This is a genomic window from Nocardia violaceofusca NBRC 14427 (assembly GCF_963869435.1).
In the GTDB taxonomy this organism is placed as follows: domain Bacteria; phylum Actinomycetota; class Actinomycetes; order Mycobacteriales; family Mycobacteriaceae; genus Nocardia; species Nocardia aobensis.
The window spans coordinates 310,606-329,596 of record NZ_CAWMPM010000013.1; the positions used below are offsets into that span (position 1 = coordinate 310,606).

Sequence of the window (18,991 nt, forward strand, 5' to 3'; positions counted from 1 at the left end):
GCGATTGTTCGCGTCGACTCACGCCGCAGCGTATCCGGTGAACGCGTCCGCGAGCACGACAACCATCCGGCCGCCCATCGCTTCCACCCTGGAGCGCAATCTCGGATCGCCGCTGGGCGGCAGCGACATCGACCAGGCGGTCGAACCGTCGCCGGCGTCGATCGCGTGCACGGTGATGCCGTCCGTGAGAACGAGGTGGCGACCGTCGGTGAGGCCGTCGCGCACCGTGTTCGCGAACCCCGCGGGCTGCTGCCACACCTGGTTTCCGTCGACGAGATCGAGGCCGGTGAGCGCCGTCGCGTCGGGCGATCGGACGATCACCGTGTGATCCACCACCCCTTCGACCGCGCCCTGGCGGCCCGCGGACTCGTCGCGGCCGATCTGTGGATTGGTCCACAGCACTCGGCCCGTCGTCCGGTCGTAGGCGCTCTCACCGGTGAGGATAGGCGGTGGGGACGCGGTCGCGGTCGGGTACCACTCGAGCAGGAAACTGGGGTTGCCGACCTCGGTGATCAGGTGACCGTTGCGATCGAGAAGGGTGACTCGTCCCGCGCTTCCGCCGCGATCGATCACCTGCGTGGCGATGATCCCGCCGTCGAATACGGCGCCGACGGGTGCGGTGAACAGCGGGTCGCCGGTGCGCAGATCGTAGACGCGAACGCCGCGGTCGTGGCCGTCCCGGAAGTAGTCCGGCGCATCGAGTCTCGGCCTGACCGGGTCGCCGGGAACCGGTGTCGGATACGTTCGGCGCCAGCTCGCCTCGATGTCGGCAACGGTTCCCCGCGTGACCACGGCGGTCATCGAGTCGGCGGTGCGACCGGCGACGGACACCACACCGTCGCGCACCGCAACGTCGATCACCTCGAAGTCCGTCGCGTGGTCCGTGGCGATCGCGCCGGTAGCGGCGTCGATGATCAGCACTCGGTGCGTGCCGCGGCAGGTCAGCTGTCCGTCGAAGACGCGCTCGTTACAGTTGAGGAGCTCGCCGGCGTCGATCTTCCACCGCACCGCGCCGGTGTCCGGATCGATACCGTACAACCGCACGGGACCGACCGCCGGTGCGGTACCGGGCCCGGGCACGCCGGGTACCGCGGTGGCCGCGACGATCATCGGCCCGGCATCCATCGGCGAACCGTGCCCGTGGTAGCTGTCCAGGCTGTGCGGCAACGCCAGCAGGACCGCACCGGGCTCATCGGACAGGTCGGCAGCGCGCAACGTCCATCGTGGTACCGGAGCGGAGTCGAGCCGAGGGGAAATTCGGAACCGGCCACCGGCCGCGGGGCCCTCCGGCGCCTGCTCCGGAGATCGGTTCACCCACACGACCGTCGCGACCGCCGCCACGACAGCCAGGATCAGCACCATGATCCCGATCCGGCGCGCGCCGGATCCGGTGAGCCGGCGTGCTGCCGTGTTCATACCCGCGACCTCTCTGTCGCTCCGGCCGGACCCCGGCCGAACTGTGCGAAAGCTGCAAGGTATCAGGTGTGTTCGAGACCCGCGACCACGAAGACCTCCCGTCGCAGGCAAGGCCGTAGCGCGAAAACGGACCGCTCACAGCCGATCTCGGATGTATCGGGATGCGGTGACGGAGCCGGCCGGCCGGGACCTGCCTCCGGCTGTTCGGTCAGTGGTGGCTCGACAGCTCGGTCGCGGCTGCCAGCTCCGGCAGGGGAATGGCCGGGTCGGACCAGGTGTCCGGGTCGTGCGTGGTGCGGGCCGCGATGAGAGTACGGGCGGTGCGCAACTCGGCCGGGCATGCGACGGCCGCGGCGGCGACCAGACGCCCGGCGCGCAGGCTCAGGGCGATGAACCGGCCGGGGGTGTCGGTGGTGCGGACCACGACCTCGTCCTCGGGCTGCGGCCGACCGGCGAATTGCATGGAGACGCCGTACTGGGTCGTCCAGCCCCAGGTGACCTCGTCCGACGGAACGGTTTGTCCGAGAATCGATTTCGCGACGGCGATGCCGTGTGCCTGGGCACTGTTCCAGTGTTCGGTGCGCCGGTGGACCCCGAATTCCGGATCGTAGACGGCCGCCGCGTCACCGGCGGCGAAGATGTTCGATGCCGAGGTGGTGTAGGACTCGTCGACGAGGATGCCGTCCCCGACGGCGAGTCCGGCCTGGCGGGCCAATCCGGTATCCGGTTCCGCGCCGATCGCGACGAGGACCGCCGCGGCGGTCCACCGGCGTCCGTCGACGGCGGTGGCTGTGACATCGCCACCGCCCCCGTCGATCCGGTCCAGCACGATCGCGTCGTGGATGTCGACACCGTTGTCGGCGTGCAGGTTTCGGCAGTGCTCGCCGACCACCCGCGGCGCAACCCGCTCCAGGGGCGCGTCGGCGGCGTGCACGATCGTCACCGCCGCCCCCAGTCCGCGCGCCGTCGCGGCGGCTTCACATCCGACCAGGCCGCCACCCACCACGAGCAGCGATCCACCGGTCACCACGGCCGCGCGCAACGCGTCGACATCCGCGGCGGTACGCAGCGTGTACGCGCCCGATTCGGGGCCGGGCAGTTCTCGTGCGCGGGCACCTGTCGCGAGCAGCAGCGCGTCGTAGCCGAGGGTTTCGCCGGTGCCCAGACGGATGCGGTCGCGGTCGACGTCGATGCCGTCGACCGTGGTCCCCAGGCGGACCTCGACCTCGAGTTCGCGCCACGATTGCGCGGACTCGAGCAGGAGCCGGCGTTCGTTCGCGGTGCCGGCGAGCAACTCCTTCGAGACCATCGGGCGGCGGTAGGGCAGCCGGTCCTCGGCGCCGAGCAGCACGATCTCGCCGGTGTAGCCCTCGGTGCGCAGGGTGCGGGCGGCGGTCGCGCCCGCGATCCCGGCGCCCACGATGACGATGCGTCCGGTCATGCGCGACTGACCTCGACCATCTCGAAATCCGCCTTGGCCGCACCGCAGTCGGGGCAGGACCAGTCGTCGGGAATGTCGTCCCAGCGGGTGCCCGGCGCGATGCCGTCCTCGGGCCAGCCGAGGGCCTCGTCGTATTCGAATCCGCATTGCAGGCAACGGAACAGCTTGTAGTCGGTCATGTCAGGGACCTTTCGTCGGGGCCGGGTCGTGGGTGGCGAGATCGGCGTGGAAATCCGGCTTCTCCCGCACGCCGCAGTCGGGGCAGCACCAGTCGTCGGGGATCGCGGACCACGCGGTGCCGGGTGGAAAGCCCTCGCGCGGGGCGCCGTCGGCTTCGTCGTACACGTAATCGCAGACGGGGCAACGGAATCGGGACATCAGGCGACCCCGTACTTCGCGAGGATCCGATCGCGCTTGCCGGGCTGGACGTTGACGCGGGTGATGTCACCGCCGTAGTGGGCGAGCACCCGCTCGTCCATCACGCGGCGCCACAGCGGCGGGAAATACGCGACGGTGATCATGCTGGCGTAGCCGCTGGGCAGATTGGGCGCGCCGTCCATACTGCGCAGGGTCTGATAGCGCCGGGTGGGATTGGCGTGATGGTCGCTGTGGCGCTGCAGGTGGTAGAGGAAGATGTTGGTGACGATGTGGTCGGAGTTCCAGCTGTGCTCCGGCGTGCAGCGTTCGTAGCGTCCGGCGGCCGTGCGCTGCCGCAGCAGGCCGTAGTGCTCGAGATAGTTGACCGTCTCCAGCAGCGAGAATCCGTAGACCGCCTGCAGTACCAGGAACGGCAGCACCCCGGGACCGAAGACCGCGGCCAGCGCGCCCCACAGCACCACCGACATCAGCCACGCGTTGAGCACGTCGTTGTGAATCGACCACGGCCGCTTGCCCATTCGCTGCAGCCGGGTCTTCTCGAGGGACCACGACGAGCGCAGGCTGCCCCACACGCTGCGCGGCAGGAAGGTCCAGAACGATTCGCCGAACCGGGAACTGGCCGGATCCTCCGGTGTCGCCACCCGCACATGGTGGCCGCGGTTGTGCTCGATGTAGAAATGGCCGTAGAACGTCTGCGCCAGCGTGATCTTCGACAGCCAGCGCTCCAGTTCGTCCTTCTTGTGGCCGAGTTCGTGCGCGGTGTTGATGCCGACACCACCCATGGTGCCGATGCTCAGAGCCAGGCCGATCTTGGATATCAGGCTCAGCCCGCCGTCGACGCCCAGCCAGGACAGATCGGCCGCGCTCCACAGATAGCACGCGAACACCAGGCTGAGCAGCTGGAACGGGATGTAGGCGTAGACGCAGTAGCGGTAGTAGCGGTCGTTCTCGAGCTGTTCCATCACCTCGTCGGGGGGATTCTGCCCGTCGGGCCCGAAGAATCGGTCGAGGATCGGCAGCAGCACGTACACCAGCAGTGGTCCGATCCACCACCACACGGACGCCGCGTGGTGCCAGCCCAGCTGGTGGAACAGCCACACCAGGCCGGTGGCGAGCAGGACCGCGGTCGGCGGGACGAGGCCGAACAGCCAGAGATGGCGCTTGCGGTCGCGCCACTGCGGCGGTGCGGTCCGGGTCGGATCGCCGATTCGGGATGTGGTCACGAAATTCTCCTCACGAACGGTGCGCGGAATGCGCGATGGAACGGTGCGTCCGGCGGACGGAGTGCGCGGACGGGGCGGGAGCGGCGCCTCACCCACCTCGATGTATTTACACTTTCTGAAGAAGTGTTCTCATTGAATACAGATCCATGCAAGTTGTCAATAGTGCGAACATTTTCGTGGACCGTGTACGATCATGGGCGTGGCTACCGTGCCGAACTTCCAGTCCGATATGCGCCGACTTCTGCGCGAGCGGGTCATCGAGACCGCTCGCGGCCTGGTCTGTACCGAGGGCTGGGGTGCGGTGAACATGTCGCGGGTGGCCAAGGAGGTCGGCGTCAGCCGGCCGGTGCTGTACAAGGAGATCGGCACCAAACAGGACCTCGCCGAGGTGGTGATCGCGAACGAGGTGGACGTCTTCCTGATCGGTATCGCCGAGCAGCTGGCGGCCCACCCGGACGATGTGATCGCCGGCCTGATCGCGGCCGTGGAGTTCACCCTGCGCAGCGGCGCGGACAATATGCTGCTCAAGGCGGTGCTGTCGGGCCGTTCGGCGCCCGATACCGCGCTGTTGCCGGCGCTGATGACCGAACCGGAACCCGTGCTCGGCCGGGCGATCGCCGCGGTCACCGCGACGGTTCGCGCGCAATACGAGCTGGCGTCGGTGGGTGAGGAGGAGCTGGCGTCGGCCGCCGAAACCGTTGTGCGCCTTGCCCTCAGTCATCTGTTCCAGCCGACCGGGCCGGTCGAACGGGCGCTGGAGCAGATCCGGGTCGTCGCCGTCGGGCTGCTCGAGCCGCTGCTGGCCGAGGTGTGACGGTGGGACGCGTTGGCGGTCAACACATTTCGTCGGAAATCCGCCGATCTCGCCGATACCCGGCCGTTGCCGGTGTGTGACAGGTCACCATCGGTTAGGGTCGAAACCGGTTTGCCGCACACCGAATCCGGCGAACCGGTGTGTGGAGGTGAGGTACCGAATGCATATGTCCTATCTGTTGTACGACTTCCTGCTGCCGTATATCGGCGAGCAGGCCGCGACGTACTGGGCGCAGCTGTTCGTCGTCGACCCGATCTGACGAACAGGTGGCGCCGGCCTGCGGTTTCGCACCGCCCGGCGCCACGGGTACCTGCCTTCGGCGCGCTCGTAGCGACGCCGTAGCGGCCGCCCGGCCCGGGGCGTGATCCCGGCCGTGGGAGGCGGACCAGTCCAGTGCTCTCGGACTGGCTATCTAGTGGCCTGATCGGGGCGCCTAGAATCGTGGAGGTTCGCATCGCAGCGATGCCTCCTCGAACGAATCCCCGATAATCAGGAGTTTGCCCGTGACAACGCCCGACACCACCTCGACGACCGGCACCGCCCGCGTGAAGCGCGGCATGGCCGAGATGCTCAAGGGCGGGGTGATCATGGACGTCGTCACCGCCGATCAGGCCAAGATCGCCGAGGATGCCGGCGCGGTCGCGGTGATGGCGCTCGAGCGGGTTCCCGCCGACATCCGCGCCCAGGGCGGCGTCGCGCGCATGAGCGACCCGGATCTGATCGACGGCATCGTCAACGCCGTCTCCATCCCGGTCATGGCCAAGGCGCGCATCGGCCACTTCGTCGAGGCGCAGATCCTGCAGAGCCTCGGCGTCGACTACATCGACGAGTCCGAGGTGCTGACCCCGGCCGACTACGCCAACCACATCGACAAGTGGCAGTTCACCGTGCCGTTCGTCTGCGGCGCCACCAACCTGGGCGAGGCGCTGCGCCGCATCACCGAGGGCGCGGCGATGATCCGCTCCAAGGGGGAGGCCGGCACCGGCGACGTGTCCAACGCGACCACCCACATGCGCAAGATCCGCGGCGAGATCCGCCACCTGCAGTCGCTGCCCGAGGACGAGCTGTTCGTGGCCGCCAAGGAGTTGCAGGCGCCCTACGAGCTGGTCCGTGAGATCGCCGAGACCGGCAAGCTGCCGGTGGTGCTGTTCACCGCCGGTGGTATCGCCACCCCCGCCGATGCCGCGATGATGATGCAGCTGGGCGCCGAGGGTGTCTTCGTCGGCTCCGGCATCTTCAAATCCGGCAACCCGGCCGAGCGTGCCGCCGCCATCGTGAAGGCCACCACCTTCTACGACGACCCCGATGTGCTCGCGAAGGTATCGCGCGGCCTGGGTGAGGCCATGGTCGGCATCAATGTCGAGGAGATTCCGGAGCCGCACCGCCTCGCCGAGCGCGGCTGGTAACCGTTCGGACACCGCTTCCGAGACAACCACGTCGCCGGGTCGTCCTGCACAGGACGGCCCGGCGTCGTCGTTCCCGGGCGTCACCCGCCGGCGACTCCCAGCGTGACCGGCTCGGTCCGCCCTGCGAACTTCGCGATCGCCGCCGGCGTCACCGGTGTGAAGAAGTTGACCAGGTTGCCGTCGGGATCGCGGACCAGCAGCGAGCGGTTGCCCCAGGGCATCGTGGCCGGCTCGGCGACCACCTCGGTGCCGGCGCCGGACAGCTCGCGATACACCCGGTCCACGTCGTCGACGAGGAATTCGGTGATCACGCTGTGGTTGTCCGACGCACGGGCGGAGCCGGGTGCGAACAGGGCGACGGTACGAGTGCTCGCGAGCGCGAGGGTGGCGACGCCGGTCTCGAGTTCGGCGAAATCCTCGTTCGCCCACCGAGCGCGTAATCCGGTGGCGCGCTCGTAGAACTCGGCCAGACGCGCGACGTCCGCGGTGATGATGCGGATCGAGACGAAATTCATGGGCTGCTCCTTGCCGTTCGAGGGTGTTTTCCGCAGCGTAGGAGCAATAGGGGACAGAATCGGTCCAGTATTCGCACTAGGGTCGAGATCATGGCTCGACCGACGGGACGCGTGCTGACCCTGCTCGAATTGCTGCAGTCCGGCGGCACCCGGACCGTGGCCGAACTCGCCGACCGGCTCGGGGTCGAGGGACGCACCGTGCGCCGATACGTGGACCACCTGATCGATCTCGACATTCCGGTGGAGTCGGTGCGTGGTCGCTACGGCGGCTATCGGCTCGCCCCCGGATACCGCCTGCCGCCGCTGATGTTCGACGACGACGAGGCGTTGGCGGTCCTGCTCGGCCTCCTGGCCGGCCGCCGAATCGGCTGGGCCGCAACGGATGTGACGGCGAGCGAGACGGCGGCCGCCAAGATTCGGAGGGTACTTCCCCAGCCGTTGCGCCGACGGCTCGACGTGTTGGTGGAATCGCTCGCATTCACCGATGCGCCGGCCGAATTCGCTTCCGCGGACGCCGCGGTGCTGCTGACGATCGCCGACGCGATACGCCACCACCGGCCGGTCACGCTCCGCTATACCGATCGCCACGGCCGCGCGAGCGAACGCACGCTGCACGCCTACGGGCTCGTCGCGCATTCCGGACGGTGGTACGTCACCGGTGTGGATCCCGGGCACGGCGGGGATCGCACCTTCCGCCTGGATCGCATCACCACCGCCCGAACCCTGCCGGGATCGTTCGACGCGCCCGGCGATATCGATCCGGTGCGGCGGGTGGTGTCCGGATTCGCCGCCGCCGACTATCGATACGACGTGCGGCTGCGCATCTTCGCTACCGTCGAGCAGATCCGCGCCCACCTGCCCGCGACGGTGGCGACTCTCGATGCGGCGGAGGACGCGGACGACGCGGCGGACTCGGACGCCGAGCGCTGGTGGGAAGTCGGTATCCGGGCGGAGCGGCTCGACTGGCTGCCGCCGGTACTCGCCGCACTCGATCGCCCGTTCGAGGTGCGGCATCCGGGGGAGTTGCGCGAACTGATCCTGGGGCTCGCCGCTCGCCTCGCGGAATCGGCCCGCCGCGGCGTCGTACCGGCCGGCGACTGAGGAACCGACCCGGGCGTCGGGGCCGATCCGGCCCTCCGGTGCCGACGGCTCGTGCCGGATGATGCGGCACGCTCGGTTCGTTCGCATCGCGCCGCGTCGAGCACCGTGGTGATCGGCACCCGGCAGCACATCCCCACGGCGTGAGCTCTCAGTGGTCGCGCGGCCATTCGTGGCCGCCGGAACGATGCGAGCGGTCGCCGAATAGCTTGTCGGGTACTGTTTTCCGGAAGTTGCCGGCTCCTGATGCGATGGGGCTCGAGGAGAATACAGCGAAGGGTGCACAACGAATGGTTGTGGGTGGAGCTGCGAGAACGGATCTCGACCTGGCAGCCGTACGCGCCTTCGTGGCCGCGGCCGAGGAACAGCAGTTCAGTCTCGCCGCCGTGGTTCTCGGCATCAGCCAGCAGGCGGTGTCGAAGCGAATAGCGAAACTCGAGGCCCAGCTCGGCGTGGCGCTGTTCGACCGCGTACCCGCCGGAATCGTGCCGACCGCCGCCGGTACGCGGCTGCTGCCGCATGCGCGCGCACTGCTGGCGGTGGCCGACACCGCGGTGGCGGCGGTCGGTGAGATGCCGCGCCCGCTGCGCGTCGCGGTACAGGGCGAGCGGCAGGGCGCGACCGAGCAGATGCGGTTCTACCTCGACCGCAATCCCGCCGCCGATACCGAGATCGTGATCTCGAACGTCTTCGTGACCTCGCGGGACATGGTGGTGCACGGCCGCGCCGACGCGGCGTTCGCCCGGCCCTCGGGTGGCCCCCGCCCGTTGCCGGCCGATATCGCGGCCGTGCCCGCGTACGTGGATCCGGCGCATCTGCTCGTCGGCCGAGATCATCCGCTGGCCGGGCGGTCGGCGGTGCCACTGGCCGAACTGGGCGCGTACACGGTGTGGATCCCGGGCGCCGGGGTGGCATCGGAGTGGGCCGACTTCTATCGCGAACTGAGCGAATTCTGCGGTGTCACAATCGATACCACGCCCCGCGACCGCACCCGGTTCCCCGGGCCCGACGGCATCGAAGCCATGCTCGCCCGCATCGCGGGCTCCGACACCCTGGCCACCGTGAGCAGCGACCACTTCCGCAATCCGTGGCATCCGCACATCCGGCGGGTGCCGATCGTCGACCCGACACCGGCCTATCCGCACGCGCTGCTGTGGTCGACGGCCAACACCCATCCGGGATTACCGCATCTGATCGAGCATTTCCGCACGACCTACAACCGCGACATCGCCGCCGGATGCTGGCTCCCCGTCGCCGACCGCGAACGTTTCGCCGGCTGACCGCCGCGAATGCCTTTGCGCCCCTGCGCATCCGAGGTGGCGACGCGGATCAGGCGCCGATCCGCAGCGCCGGGCGGTCCGGATGATCCCAGCGAACATCGAAGGTGGGCACGTCGTCGTGCTCGCGGTCGTGACGCAGTAGAGCGGGCACGGTCCACCGGTCCGCGGAATCGGTTCGCCGCAGCAGTGCCGCCTCCGACATCTGCAGCCGCACGGTGATATCGAAATCCAGTCCCCGGCCGAGCAACATCGGACCCGCGACCACCAGTACGAGACCCGGTTCGGCCGACTGCGTGCGCGCCCGGGCGGAACGGTCCTCGGCTTCGTCCCACAGCGCGGGCAGCCACCGCCCGCGCCGGCGCACCGCCTCCAGCACTTCGCGATCGAGCGCGGCGTAGTCGAACCAGGCTGTGCGATAGGTCATCTCGTCGCGCCCGAACTCCAGCCGCAGCGATGCCGGGCGAACGAAGTCGTGCAACCACACCCGCGCGGCCGGCCGCCCGAGCGTGCGGATCCGTTCGACGATCCGATCGGCCGGTTTCCGTGGTCCGGCGCCGTCGGCCCCGTCGACGGCCATCACGACCGGCCCCGGCAGCGCGAGGGTGGCCGCGACGACCCGCTCGACCAGCCCGTCCGCGGCGATCGGTTCGTATGCGGGCATCCGCCTATCATGCCCGCCACGGCGCGAATCGCGGAGAGTCGCCCGCCGCGCGCGTTTGCCATCGCATAGCCTGAGCGGGTCGATTCCGGACACGGCGGACACCTGCGAGGCGATCGAACACCTCGCGCAGGCCCGGCGGCACCGGTGATCGACGGTTGTCGCGAAGTCGAGGAGGTCGGAGTCCGTGGCGGTGCTGGTCCCGCGTGAACGTCCGAAGCGGTGGTCGCTCGACGACATCGTCGTCACCGATCCGCCGATCATCCGCCGGGCGATCGGCGCGGCGAGTATCGGCAACATCACCGAGTGGTACGACTTCGGTGTCTACGCGTATTTCGAGCCGACCATCAAGGACGTGTTCTTTTCCCATCTCGGGGACACCGCCGGCACGATCGCCACGTTCGGCCTGTTCGCGGTGGCGTTCCTCGTGCGTCCCTTCGGCGGCATGTTCTTCGGACCGCTGGCCGACCGCATCGGCCGCAACAAGGTGCTCGCCACCACGATGATCCTCATGGCGGCCGGCACCTTCGCCATCGGCTGTATCCCGGATCAGAACACGATCGGGATCTGGGCGCCGATGTTGTTGTTGTGCGCGCGGTTGCTGCAGGGTTTCTCGACCGGCGGCGAATACGGCAACGCCATGACCTTCATCGCCGAGTACGCACCCGACCGGCGGCGCGGATTCCTCGGCAGCTGGCTGGAATTCGGCACCTTCACCGGATATCTGCTGGGCGCCTTGGTCGTCACGCTCGCCGACGCCACCCTCACCGACGACCAGCTGCTGTCGTGGGGCTGGCGACTGCCGTTCTTCGTCGCCCTGCCGCTGGGTGCGGTCGGCGTCTATCTGCGGATGCGACTGGCCGACACCCCCGCGTTCGCCGCGCTGGAGAAGGAATCCGAGGAGCGGGAGAAGGCGAACAAGACCGGCGACGAGGCCAAGATCCTGGCCCGGCTGTGGCCGTACGTGCTGGTCTGTATGGGTCTGGTCGTCGCCTGGAACGTCACCAACTACATGCTGACCTCCTACATGCCGACCTACGTCACCTCGACCGTGCCCGACAGCACCGGCGGCGGCCTGTCGTCCTCGGCCTCGCAGTGGCTGCAGATCGCGGTGATGGTCATCGCGCTGCTGACCATCCCGGTGATCGGCCTGATCTCGGACCGGGTCGGCCGCAAACCGATCATCTGGACCGGCGTCATCGCCCTGATGGTGCTGGCGTTTCCGATGATTCTGCTGGTACGCACCGACAACGCGTTCGCCGTATTCCTGGGCCTGCTGATGATGGGGTTGACCCTCATCTGCTTCAGCGCGACCATGCCGTCCACCCTGCCGTCGCTGTTCCCGACGAAGGTGCGCGGCGCGGGGCTGTCGGTGTCGTTCAACGTGGCGGTCTCGCTGTTCGCCGGCACCACGTCGGTGGTGGTCGGCGCGCTCGTCGGCGCGACCGGCGATCTGAACTGGCCGGCGTACTACCTGATCATCGCCGGGCTGGTGGGTGCGGTGTCGGTGTATTTCCTGCAGGAGCCCAACGGCAGGCACATGTGGGGGTCGGCGCCGGCCGCGCAGTCCGAGGAAGAGGCGCGGGAACTGATCGGATCGCAGGGCGAACCGGCGTCGTGAGCGCTGTCACGGCGGAGAGTCGCTCGCCGGAGCGGGTTCGCCATCGCTTAGCCTGAGCGGGGCACAGGGCGGAAGGACGGTACATGGCGACGATCGAAGAGGCACTGGAGATCGAGCGGCTCGAGCGGGACATCTTCCGCGGCGCGATCACCAAGTCCCAGCTGGCGCGGACATTCGGCGGCCAGGTTGCCGGGCAGGCGCTGGTCTCGGCCGTGCGCACCGTGGAACCACGCTTCGAGGTGCATTCGCTGCACGGATACTTCCTGCGCCCCGGCAATCCCGCCGAGCAGACCGTGTACCTGGTGGAACGCATTCGCGAGGGCCGCTCGTTCTGCACCCGCCGGGTCACCGGTGTCCAGGACGGCGAGGCGATCTTCACCATGTCGGCCTCCTTCCACGTTGGCGACGAGGGCCCCGAACATCAGGATGTGATGCCGGAAGTCCCACTGCCGCAAGACATTCCGGACGAACGCGCCTCGATGAGCCCGGAGCGGCTGTGGCTGATGCGGGAATGGGAGCACTGGGACATCCGGCTGGTGCCGCAGGACGCGGTCGTCCGTCGCGACGGCCTGGCCTCCCAGCAGCAGGTCTGGTTCCGCTACCGCCACCCGCTGCCCGACGACCCGCTGTTCCACGTCTGCACCCTCGCCTACATGAGCGATATGACCCTGCTCGGTTCGTCGAAGGTCACCCACCGCGACGAGCCGACCCAGGACGCGTCGCTGGACCACGCGATGTGGTTCCTGCGTCCCTTCCGCGCCGACGAATGGCTGCTCTACGACCAGAACTCCCCGTCCGCGGGGTACGGCCGCGCGCTCACCAGCGGGCGGATCTTCAACCAGCGCGGACAATTCGTCGCGCAGGTCGTGCAGGAAGGGCTCATCCGCAAGCTGCGCCGGTAGGTGAGCGGCGCCACAACCACGACGGCCGCAGGCCACGACCGCGCCGCGCGACTCGTATGCTCGTGCCGTGAAACCGACCATTGGCGTGCTGGCACTGCAGGGTGACGTGCGTGAGCACTTCCACGCGCTGGCCGCGTGCGATGCCGAACCGGTGAGTGTGCGACGGGAATCGGAACTGGAATCCGTCGACGCGCTCGTGCTGCCGGGCGGCGAATCGACCGCGATCAGCAAACTGCTCGAGGTGTTCGGGTTGCTGGAACCGCTGCGGGCACGGCTGCGCGCGGGCATGCCGGCCTTCGGCTCCTGTGCCGGGATGATCCTGCTGGCCTCGGAGGTGCTCGACACCCGTCCCGACGCGCAGTCGCTGTCCGGCATCGATATGACGGTGCGGCGCAACGCCTTCGGACGCCAGGTCGATTCGTTCGAGACCGATCTCGACTTCACCGGCCTCGACGATCCCATCCGCGCGGTGTTCATCCGGGCGCCCTGGGTGGAACGCGTGGGCGCCGGCGTCGAGGTGCTGGCCCGGGTCCCGCACCGGCCCCGGCCGGGCACCGTGGTCGCCGAGGGCCCGTCGGTGGGTGACCCGCAGGATGCGGCGGGCCGGATCGTCGCGGTCCGGCAGGGCTCGGTCATCGCGACCTCCTTCCATCCCGAGGTGACCGGAGATCTGCGCGTGCACCGGCTGTTCGTCGACTCGGTCCGGGCCGCGGTGGGTGCCGGTACCTGTCGTTCGCCGTGCACCCCGGCCGGGCGGTGGGGGACCGGGCAGTAGACTGCACAGCGATCGCCGGAACGCAGATCGCGAATCTGCCCGGGCCTCGAGCACACCGACCTGAAGGAAGTAGGGAATGAGCGGCCACTCCAAATGGGCCACCACCAAGCACAAGAAGGCCGTGATCGATGCCAAGCGCGGCAAGATGTTCGCGAAACTCATCAAGAACATCGAGGTCGCGGCGCGCACCGGCGGTGGTGATCCTGGCGGAAACCCGACTCTCTACGACGCCATCCAGAAGGCGAAGAAGTCGTCGGTTCCCAACGACAACATCGAGCGCGCCCGCAAACGCGGCGGTGGTGAAGAGGCCGGCGGCGCCGACTGGCAGACCATCATGTACGAGGGCTACGGGCCCAATGGTGTTGCGGTGCTGATCGAATGCCTCACCGACAACCGCAATCGCGCCGCCGGTGAGGTGCGCGTGGCCATGACCCGCAACGGCGGCAATATGGCAGATCCGGGTTCGGTGGCCTACCTGTTCCACCGCAAGGGCGTCGTCACGCTGGAGAAGAACGGGCTCAGCGAGGACGACGTGCTGACCGCGGTGCTCGACGCGGGCGCCGAGGAGGTCAACGACCTCGGTGATTCGTTCGAGATCATCAGCGATCCCAGCGATCTGATCGCCGTGCGCACCGCGCTGCAGGAAGCCGGAATCGATTACGACTCCGCCGAATCCGGCTTCCAGCCCTCGGTGTCGGTCGCGGTCGACGCCGACGGCGCCCGCAAGGTGTTCAAACTCGTCGACGCGCTCGAGGACAGCGACGACGTGCAGAACGTGTACACCAACGTCGACGTCTCCGACGAGGTCCTCGCCGAACTCGACGACTGATCCGTACCGCCGCGGGCCGCTGCCGGATGCTCCGGCGGCGGCCCGCGGTGTATCAGGTGTGCACGGGCAGCCCGAGCCGCGCCGACACCCAGGGCAGCGACGAGGTGAACGCGGCCGCCGCGAACTGCCAGGTGTGCCCGCCCGGCGTGGTGTGGATGGTGCACTCGATGCCGACCGCGCGGCCCTGACCACATAGTTTCTCGGCGGCGCCCACCTCGCCGGTGTCCATGACGCCGTCCTGGCCGCCGACGCCGATGCGGCTCTCGTCGACCTGCGGCATGTGGAAGTGGCCGCCGCCGGGGTCCTTACCGGTGTGATCCTGGCGATGCGGCGGTGTCAGATCGTCGAACAGACCGGCGACACCGGTGTAGGGGCCGTGCTTCGCCATCACCGTCAACGGGTCGAAGCGGTCGTAGGCGGCCGCATCGCCGCCGTAGAGCCGCGCGATCGTCTGTTCCCTGGTGCCGGAGGTCGGGCCGAGATCGCCGGCGATGTCGACGAAGGTGTGGAACAGCTCCGGATGCATCACGGTCAGATCGGTGGCGCAGGTGCCGCCCATCGACCAGCCGATCACCGCCCACTTCGCCGGATCGGCGGGGACACCGAAATGCGAATCCACATAGGGCACGACATCTTTCGTGAGGTGGTCGGCGGCGGCGCCGCGCGGGCCGTCGACACATTCGGTGTCGTTGTTGAAGCTGCCCGAGGAGTCGACGAAGACCAGGACCGGGGCGCTGCCGTTGTTCGCGGCGGTGAACGCGTCGATGGCGGGCATGATCTGGCCGCTGCGCAGCCAGTCGGCGGGGGTGTTGAATTCGCCGCCGATCATCATCACGGCCGGCAGGGCGGGCGGCGCGGGCCCCGCGAACCAGGCCGGCGGCAGGTAGACGTATTCGGTGCGGTGCTTGAATCCGCTGGCGGCGTCGCCGGTGTCGATCGGCACCACCACACCGTGGGCGGGGTGGGTGTCGCGCATCGCGGCGAGTTCGTCCTGATCGGTCTGGTGGGGTAGCGGTCCGGCGGTCAGCGCACTCCACGCCGACTGCACGCTGGGGTAGTAGCCCACCCACTGGTTGAGCACCACCGCCGAGCTGGCGATCGCGAACGGCACCGCGACGATCGCGGCGGTGCGGTGCCACCAGCGCGCACCCGGCCAGCCGACGACCGCCAGGGTGATCGCGGCGACGGCCGCGCCCACGCAGATCCACAGCTGCACCGGAGCGGGATCGGAGGCCAGGCCCTCGTTGTTCATCACGGTGCGGGCGGTGAAGGCGGCCACCACACCGAGCGCGAGACAGATCGGGACCCGGATCAGCCACCACCGCCGGCCCCAGCGCGCGATCGCGATCACGAGCAGGACGGCGGCGACGATCTCGATGGTCAGTGGCAGCCAGCCGTGCAGCAGCGAGACGCCGTGATGAAAACCGTTGTAGGGGTTCAGTTTCGCCGAGGGCAGTTGCGGCGGCGGGGGTGGCGCCACCGCGGTGGCGGCGGCGGGCGCGGGCGCGGCGGGGGCGGTCGGCGCGGGCGTCGGCACATCCATGGGCGCTGGGAACACGGCGTAATTGTCGGTGGCGTTCCTCGAGAAACGCTGTGAACTCGCTCGGAGTCCGGTACGGCCGGGAGGTGGCGTAGTCCGCCGCCGTGTGAGCCCGGCGCGGGCACAATGGGACATATGGCCGAGATCGTGCTGGTGCGCGGGGATATCACCGAACAAGACGTGGACGCCGTGGTCAATGCCGCCAACTCCCGGTTGCTGGGTGGCGGCGGTGTCGACGGCGCGATCCACCGCAGAGGCGGACCCGAGATCCTGGCCGCCTGCGAGCAGTTGCGGGCGACGACCTATCCGGACGGGTTGCCCACCGGCGCGGCCGTGGCGACGACGGCGGGCAACCTGCCCGCCCGCTGGGTGATCCACACCGTCGGCCCGGTCTGGGCGGCCCAGCACGACCGCTCGGGCCTGCTGGCCTCCTGCTATCGCGAATCCCTGCGTGTCGCAGAAGAATTGGGCGCGCGCACGATCGCCTTCCCGGCGATTTCCACCGGTGTCTACGGCTGGCCGCTCGACGACGGCGCCCGGATCGCCCTCGACACCGTCCGGGCCGTCCGCACGGGCGCCACCGAGATCCGTTTCGTTCTGTTCGACGCGACCGCGCATCGAATCTTCGAATCCGCGCTGGCCGCATCGGAATAGGCGGGTTCGCCACCCCGCGGTACGCGGGCTAGCCGCGCTCGGGCTCCGTGTCGGTGGCCGCCGGTGCCGGGGCTCTCGGTTAGACTTCGAACAATTGTTCGCGACTCGACAGGGGTGCATTTCGTGCGCGTGATGGGTGTCGACCCCGGGCTCACCCGGTGCGGCCTGAGCATCGTCGAGGGCGGGCTGGGGCGGCAGGTCACCGCGCTCGACGTCGACGTGGTGCGCACACCCGCCGATATGGACCTCGCGCAGCGGCTGCTCGGCGTCGCCGACGCCGCCGAGCACTGGATGGACACCCACCGGCCCGAGGCGGTCGCGATCGAGCGGGTCTTCTCCCAGCACAACGTCCGCACCGCGATGGGCACCGCGCAGGCCGGCGGGGTGATCGCATTGGCGGCGGCACGTCGCGGCATCCCGGTCGCCTTCCACACCCCGAGCCAGGTCAAGGCCGCGGTGACCGGCAACGGCTCCGCGGACAAGGCTCAGGTGACCGCCATGGTGACCCGCATCCTAGGCTTGCAGACGGCGCCGAAACCGGCTGATGCGGCCGACGCTTTGGCGCTGGCGATCTGCCACTGCTGGCGGGCGCCGATGCTGGAGCGGATGGCGAAGGCGGAGGCCCAGGCCGAACAGGCGCGACGCAGATACGCCGAAAGGCTTGCCCAGCAACGAAAGGCGGTGACCAGGTGATCGCGTCGGTGCGCGGTGAGGTGCTGGAGATCGGTCTCGACCACGCGGTGCTGGAAGCCGCGGGCGTCGGTTATCGGCTCAACGCCACTCCCTCCACGCTGGCCGGTCTCACCCGCGGCGACGAGGCCCGCCTCTACACCGCGATGATCGTGCGCGAGGATTCGATGACGCTCTACGGCTTCGCCGACACCGAGGCGCGCGATCTGTTCGGACTGCTGCAGACCGTTTCCGGTGTCGGTCCCCGGCTGGCGATGGCGGTGCTGGCGGTGCTCGAGCCCGAGGCGCTGCGAAAAGCGTTGGCGGAGAGCAATGTCGCGGCACTGACGCGGGTGCCGGGAATCGGAAAGCGCGGTGCCGAGCGCATGGTGGTCGAATTGCGCGACAAGGTGAATCTGGTTCCCGTGCAGTCCGCACCGCCGGGCGCGGCGCCCGCCCCGGTCGTCACTCCGGTGCGTGATCAGGTCGTGGAGGCGTTGATCGGTCTCGGCTTCCCGGTGAAGCAGGCCGAACCGGCCGTCGACGGCGTCCTCGCAGAACAACCCGAGCTCGGGACCTCGCAGGCGCTGCGAGCCGCCTTGGCGATTCTCGGCCGGAACCGGTGACGCCGATGCACGAAGACGAATTTCCTTCCGGCGCCGAGGATGTCGAGACCGGCGCGGACGGGGGCGAATCCGCGGTTACCGCGAACTATCTGACGTCCGACGGTGACATCGAGGCCGGGCTGCGCCCCAAATCCCTCGACGACTTCATCGGCCAGCCCCGGGTGCGCGAACAGCTGGCCCTGGTGTTGCGCGGTGCGACCCAGCGCGGCGGCACCCCCGACCACGTCCTGCTGTCCGGCCCGCCTGGACTGGGCAAGACCAGTATGGCGATGATCATCGCCGGCGAGCTCGGTACCGCACTGCGCATCACGTCCGGTCCTGCCCTGGAACGCGCGGGTGACCTGGCCGCGATGCTCAGCAACCTGGTCGAGGGCGATGTGCTGTTCATCGACGAGATCCACCGCATGGCCCGCCCGGCCGAGGAGATGCTGTATCTGGCGATGGAGGATTTCCGGGTCGACGTCGTGGTCGGCAAGGGACCGGGAGCGACCTCGATTCCGCTGGAGATCGCGCCGTTCACCCTGGTCGGAGCGACCACGCGCTCGGGCGCGCTGACCGGCCCGCTGCGCGACCGCTTCGGTTTCACCGGCCATATGGACTTCTACGAGCCCGAGGAACTGCAGCGCATCCTGCAGCGCTCGGCGGCGATCCTCGGGGTGCGCATCGAATCCGACGCGGCGGCCGAGATCGCCGGCCGCTCCCGGGGTACGCCCCGCATCGCCAACCGGCTGTTGCGCCGCGTGCGCGACTACGCCGAGGTGCGGGCCGACGGCCTGGTCACCCGGGACATCGCCAAGGCCGCGCTGGCGGTCTACGACGTCGATTCGCTGGGGTTGGACCGGCTCGACCGCGCGGTCCTCGGTGCGCTGGTCCGCGGCTTCGGCGGCGGACCGGTCGGGGTGTCGACGCTGGCGGTGGCCGTGGGGGAGGAGGCCGCCACCGTCGAGGAGGTGTGCGAACCGTTCCTGGTCCGTGCCGGGATGGTGGCGCGCACCCCGCGCGGGCGGGTCGCCACCGCCGCGGCCTGGGAACATCTGGGCCTGGTGCCGCCGCCGGATCTGGTCTTCGGATCCATCGAGGTCCGGGGCCGCGAAGCCCAGCCCACGCTCGACCTGTTCGACTGATCCGGTCCGGCCCGGTCGTAGG

At 69.2% G+C, this 18,991-nt stretch carries 20 protein-coding genes; 12 read left to right on the forward strand and 8 right to left on the reverse strand.

Annotation, left to right across the window (positions count from 1 at the left end; all coding sequences use genetic code 11):
* Positions 1-18: 18 nt before the first annotated feature.
* From AC5592_RS13365 to AC5592_RS13385, 5 genes are all read right to left on the reverse strand, one after another.
* Complete coding sequence (locus AC5592_RS13365) at positions 19-1,416, reverse strand: outer membrane protein assembly factor BamB family protein (protein ID WP_063064342.1); 1,398 nt, start codon at positions 1,414-1,416, stop codon at positions 19-21.
* Positions 1,417-1,624: 208 nt separating this feature from the next.
* Positions 1,625-2,857, reverse strand: a complete 1,233-nt coding sequence (locus AC5592_RS13370) for an NAD(P)/FAD-dependent oxidoreductase (RefSeq protein WP_063920296.1) — start codon at positions 2,855-2,857, stop codon at positions 1,625-1,627.
* The gene (locus AC5592_RS13375) at positions 2,854-3,036 is read right to left on the reverse strand and encodes a rubredoxin (RefSeq protein WP_036502897.1); all 183 of its coding nucleotides are present in this window, start codon (positions 3,034-3,036) and stop codon (positions 2,854-2,856) included. The genes AC5592_RS13370 and AC5592_RS13375 overlap by 4 nt, the downstream gene beginning before the upstream one ends.
* Position 3,037: 1 nt before the next feature.
* A complete protein-coding gene (locus AC5592_RS13380) occupies positions 3,038-3,235 on the reverse strand; it encodes a rubredoxin (RefSeq protein WP_036502895.1) in 198 nt (65 codons plus the stop codon).
* Positions 3,235-4,458: an alkane 1-monooxygenase gene (locus tag AC5592_RS13385; protein ID WP_063064401.1), complete on the reverse strand. Its 1,224-nt coding sequence runs from the start codon at positions 4,456-4,458 to the stop codon at positions 3,235-3,237. Before AC5592_RS13385 ends, AC5592_RS13380 begins: the two co-directional genes overlap by 1 nt.
* A 199-nt stretch (positions 4,459-4,657) precedes the next feature.
* Here AC5592_RS13385 and AC5592_RS13390 point away from each other — a divergent pair, with 199 nt between their 5' ends.
* The gene (locus AC5592_RS13390; RefSeq protein WP_063920304.1) at positions 4,658-5,272 is read left to right on the forward strand and encodes a TetR family transcriptional regulator; all 615 of its coding nucleotides are present in this window, start codon (positions 4,658-4,660) and stop codon (positions 5,270-5,272) included.
* Between the two features lie 503 nt (positions 5,273-5,775).
* Complete coding sequence (gene pdxS / locus AC5592_RS13395; protein ID WP_062997834.1) at positions 5,776-6,678, forward strand: pyridoxal 5'-phosphate synthase lyase subunit PdxS; 903 nt, start codon at positions 5,776-5,778, stop codon at positions 6,676-6,678.
* 80 nt (positions 6,679-6,758) lie between these two features.
* Here pdxS and AC5592_RS13400 read toward each other — a convergent pair whose 3' ends face one another.
* Entirely contained in the window at positions 6,759-7,193 is a 435-nt protein-coding gene (locus AC5592_RS13400) for a VOC family protein (protein ID WP_063064343.1), read from the reverse strand.
* 90 nt (positions 7,194-7,283) lie between these two features.
* Between AC5592_RS13400 and AC5592_RS13405 the strand changes: the two genes are divergently transcribed.
* Both AC5592_RS13405 and AC5592_RS13410 read left to right on the forward strand, forming a co-directional pair.
* On the forward strand, positions 7,284-8,294 hold the full coding sequence (locus AC5592_RS13405) for a helix-turn-helix transcriptional regulator (protein ID WP_036502892.1): 1,011 nt from the start codon (positions 7,284-7,286) through the stop codon (positions 8,292-8,294).
* A 293-nt stretch (positions 8,295-8,587) separates the two neighbouring features.
* Positions 8,588-9,571: a LysR family transcriptional regulator gene (locus tag AC5592_RS13410; RefSeq protein ID WP_198163823.1), complete on the forward strand. Its 984-nt coding sequence runs from the start codon at positions 8,588-8,590 to the stop codon at positions 9,569-9,571.
* Positions 9,572-9,620: 49 nt separating this feature from the next.
* Here the strand turns inward: AC5592_RS13410 and AC5592_RS13415 are convergent, their stop codons facing one another.
* A complete protein-coding gene (locus AC5592_RS13415; protein WP_036502888.1) occupies positions 9,621-10,232 on the reverse strand; it encodes a nucleoside/nucleotide kinase family protein in 612 nt (203 codons plus the stop codon).
* A gap of 184 nt (positions 10,233-10,416) precedes the next feature.
* On the opposite strand from AC5592_RS13415, the gene AC5592_RS13420 reads away from it, so the two are divergent.
* The 4 genes from AC5592_RS13420 to AC5592_RS13435 all read left to right on the forward strand — a co-directional run bounded on the left by AC5592_RS13420 (position 10,417) and on the right by AC5592_RS13435 (position 14,356).
* Positions 10,417-11,850, forward strand: coding sequence for an MFS transporter (locus AC5592_RS13420; protein WP_036502887.1), 1,434 nt, complete (start codon positions 10,417-10,419; stop codon positions 11,848-11,850).
* An 83-nt stretch (positions 11,851-11,933) separates the two neighbouring features.
* Positions 11,934-12,752: an acyl-CoA thioesterase gene (locus AC5592_RS13425; protein WP_036502884.1), complete on the forward strand. Its 819-nt coding sequence runs from the start codon at positions 11,934-11,936 to the stop codon at positions 12,750-12,752.
* Between the two features lie 67 nt (positions 12,753-12,819).
* On the forward strand, positions 12,820-13,527 hold the full coding sequence (pdxT, locus tag AC5592_RS13430; RefSeq protein ID WP_063920297.1) for a pyridoxal 5'-phosphate synthase glutaminase subunit PdxT: 708 nt from the start codon (positions 12,820-12,822) through the stop codon (positions 13,525-13,527).
* A gap of 76 nt (positions 13,528-13,603) precedes the next feature.
* Complete coding sequence (locus AC5592_RS13435; protein ID WP_036502880.1) at positions 13,604-14,356, forward strand: YebC/PmpR family DNA-binding transcriptional regulator; 753 nt, start codon at positions 13,604-13,606, stop codon at positions 14,354-14,356.
* Positions 14,357-14,408: 52 nt separating this feature from the next.
* Here the strand turns inward: AC5592_RS13435 and AC5592_RS13440 are convergent, their stop codons facing one another.
* Positions 14,409-15,893 (reverse strand): alpha/beta hydrolase, encoded by a 1,485-nt coding sequence (locus AC5592_RS13440; RefSeq protein ID WP_371507207.1) that lies wholly within the window; start codon positions 15,891-15,893, stop codon positions 14,409-14,411.
* A gap of 138 nt (positions 15,894-16,031) precedes the next feature.
* Between AC5592_RS13440 and AC5592_RS13445 the strand changes: the two genes are divergently transcribed.
* The 4 genes from AC5592_RS13445 (at position 16,032) to ruvB (ending at position 18,969) form a co-directional block, all read left to right on the forward strand.
* Positions 16,032-16,550: an O-acetyl-ADP-ribose deacetylase gene (locus AC5592_RS13445; protein ID WP_063064346.1), complete on the forward strand. Its 519-nt coding sequence runs from the start codon at positions 16,032-16,034 to the stop codon at positions 16,548-16,550.
* Positions 16,551-16,673: 123 nt separating this feature from the next.
* Positions 16,674-17,243 (forward strand): crossover junction endodeoxyribonuclease RuvC, encoded by a 570-nt coding sequence (gene ruvC, locus AC5592_RS13450; protein WP_030513910.1) that lies wholly within the window; start codon positions 16,674-16,676, stop codon positions 17,241-17,243.
* Positions 17,240-17,845: a Holliday junction branch migration protein RuvA gene (gene ruvA / locus AC5592_RS13455; RefSeq protein WP_036502860.1), complete on the forward strand. Its 606-nt coding sequence runs from the start codon at positions 17,240-17,242 to the stop codon at positions 17,843-17,845. The genes ruvC and ruvA overlap by 4 nt, the downstream gene beginning before the upstream one ends.
* Before the next feature lie 5 nt (positions 17,846-17,850).
* Entirely contained in the window at positions 17,851-18,969 is a 1,119-nt protein-coding gene (ruvB, locus tag AC5592_RS13460) for a Holliday junction branch migration DNA helicase RuvB (protein ID WP_063064347.1), read from the forward strand.
* The last annotated feature ends 22 nt before the right edge of the window (positions 18,970-18,991 follow it).

Excerpts from the sequence above, each read along its gene's own strand:
- AC5592_RS13365 (WP_063064342.1), bottom strand. The coding sequence starts at position 1,416 with ATGAACACGGCAGCACGCCGGCTCACCGGATCCGGCGCGCGCCGGATC.
- AC5592_RS13370 (WP_063920296.1), bottom strand. The coding sequence starts at position 2,857 with ATGACCGGACGCATCGTCATCGTGGGCGCCGGGATCGCGGGCGCGACC.
- AC5592_RS13375 (WP_036502897.1), bottom strand. The coding sequence starts at position 3,036 with ATGACCGACTACAAGCTGTTCCGTTGCCTGCAATGCGGATTCGAATAC.
- AC5592_RS13380 (WP_036502895.1), bottom strand. The coding sequence starts at position 3,235 with ATGTCCCGATTCCGTTGCCCCGTCTGCGATTACGTGTACGACGAAGCC.
- AC5592_RS13400 (WP_063064343.1), bottom strand. The coding sequence starts at position 7,193 with ATGAATTTCGTCTCGATCCGCATCATCACCGCGGACGTCGCGCGTCTG.
- AC5592_RS13405 (WP_036502892.1), top strand. The coding sequence starts at position 7,284 with ATGGCTCGACCGACGGGACGCGTGCTGACCCTGCTCGAATTGCTGCAG.
- AC5592_RS13415 (WP_036502888.1), bottom strand. The coding sequence starts at position 10,232 with ATGCCCGCATACGAACCGATCGCCGCGGACGGGCTGGTCGAGCGGGTC.
- AC5592_RS13425 (WP_036502884.1), top strand. The coding sequence starts at position 11,934 with ATGGCGACGATCGAAGAGGCACTGGAGATCGAGCGGCTCGAGCGGGAC.
- AC5592_RS13435 (WP_036502880.1), top strand. The coding sequence starts at position 13,604 with ATGAGCGGCCACTCCAAATGGGCCACCACCAAGCACAAGAAGGCCGTG.
- AC5592_RS13445 (WP_063064346.1), top strand. The coding sequence starts at position 16,032 with ATGGCCGAGATCGTGCTGGTGCGCGGGGATATCACCGAACAAGACGTG.
- ruvB (WP_063064347.1), top strand. The coding sequence starts at position 17,851 with ATGCACGAAGACGAATTTCCTTCCGGCGCCGAGGATGTCGAGACCGGC.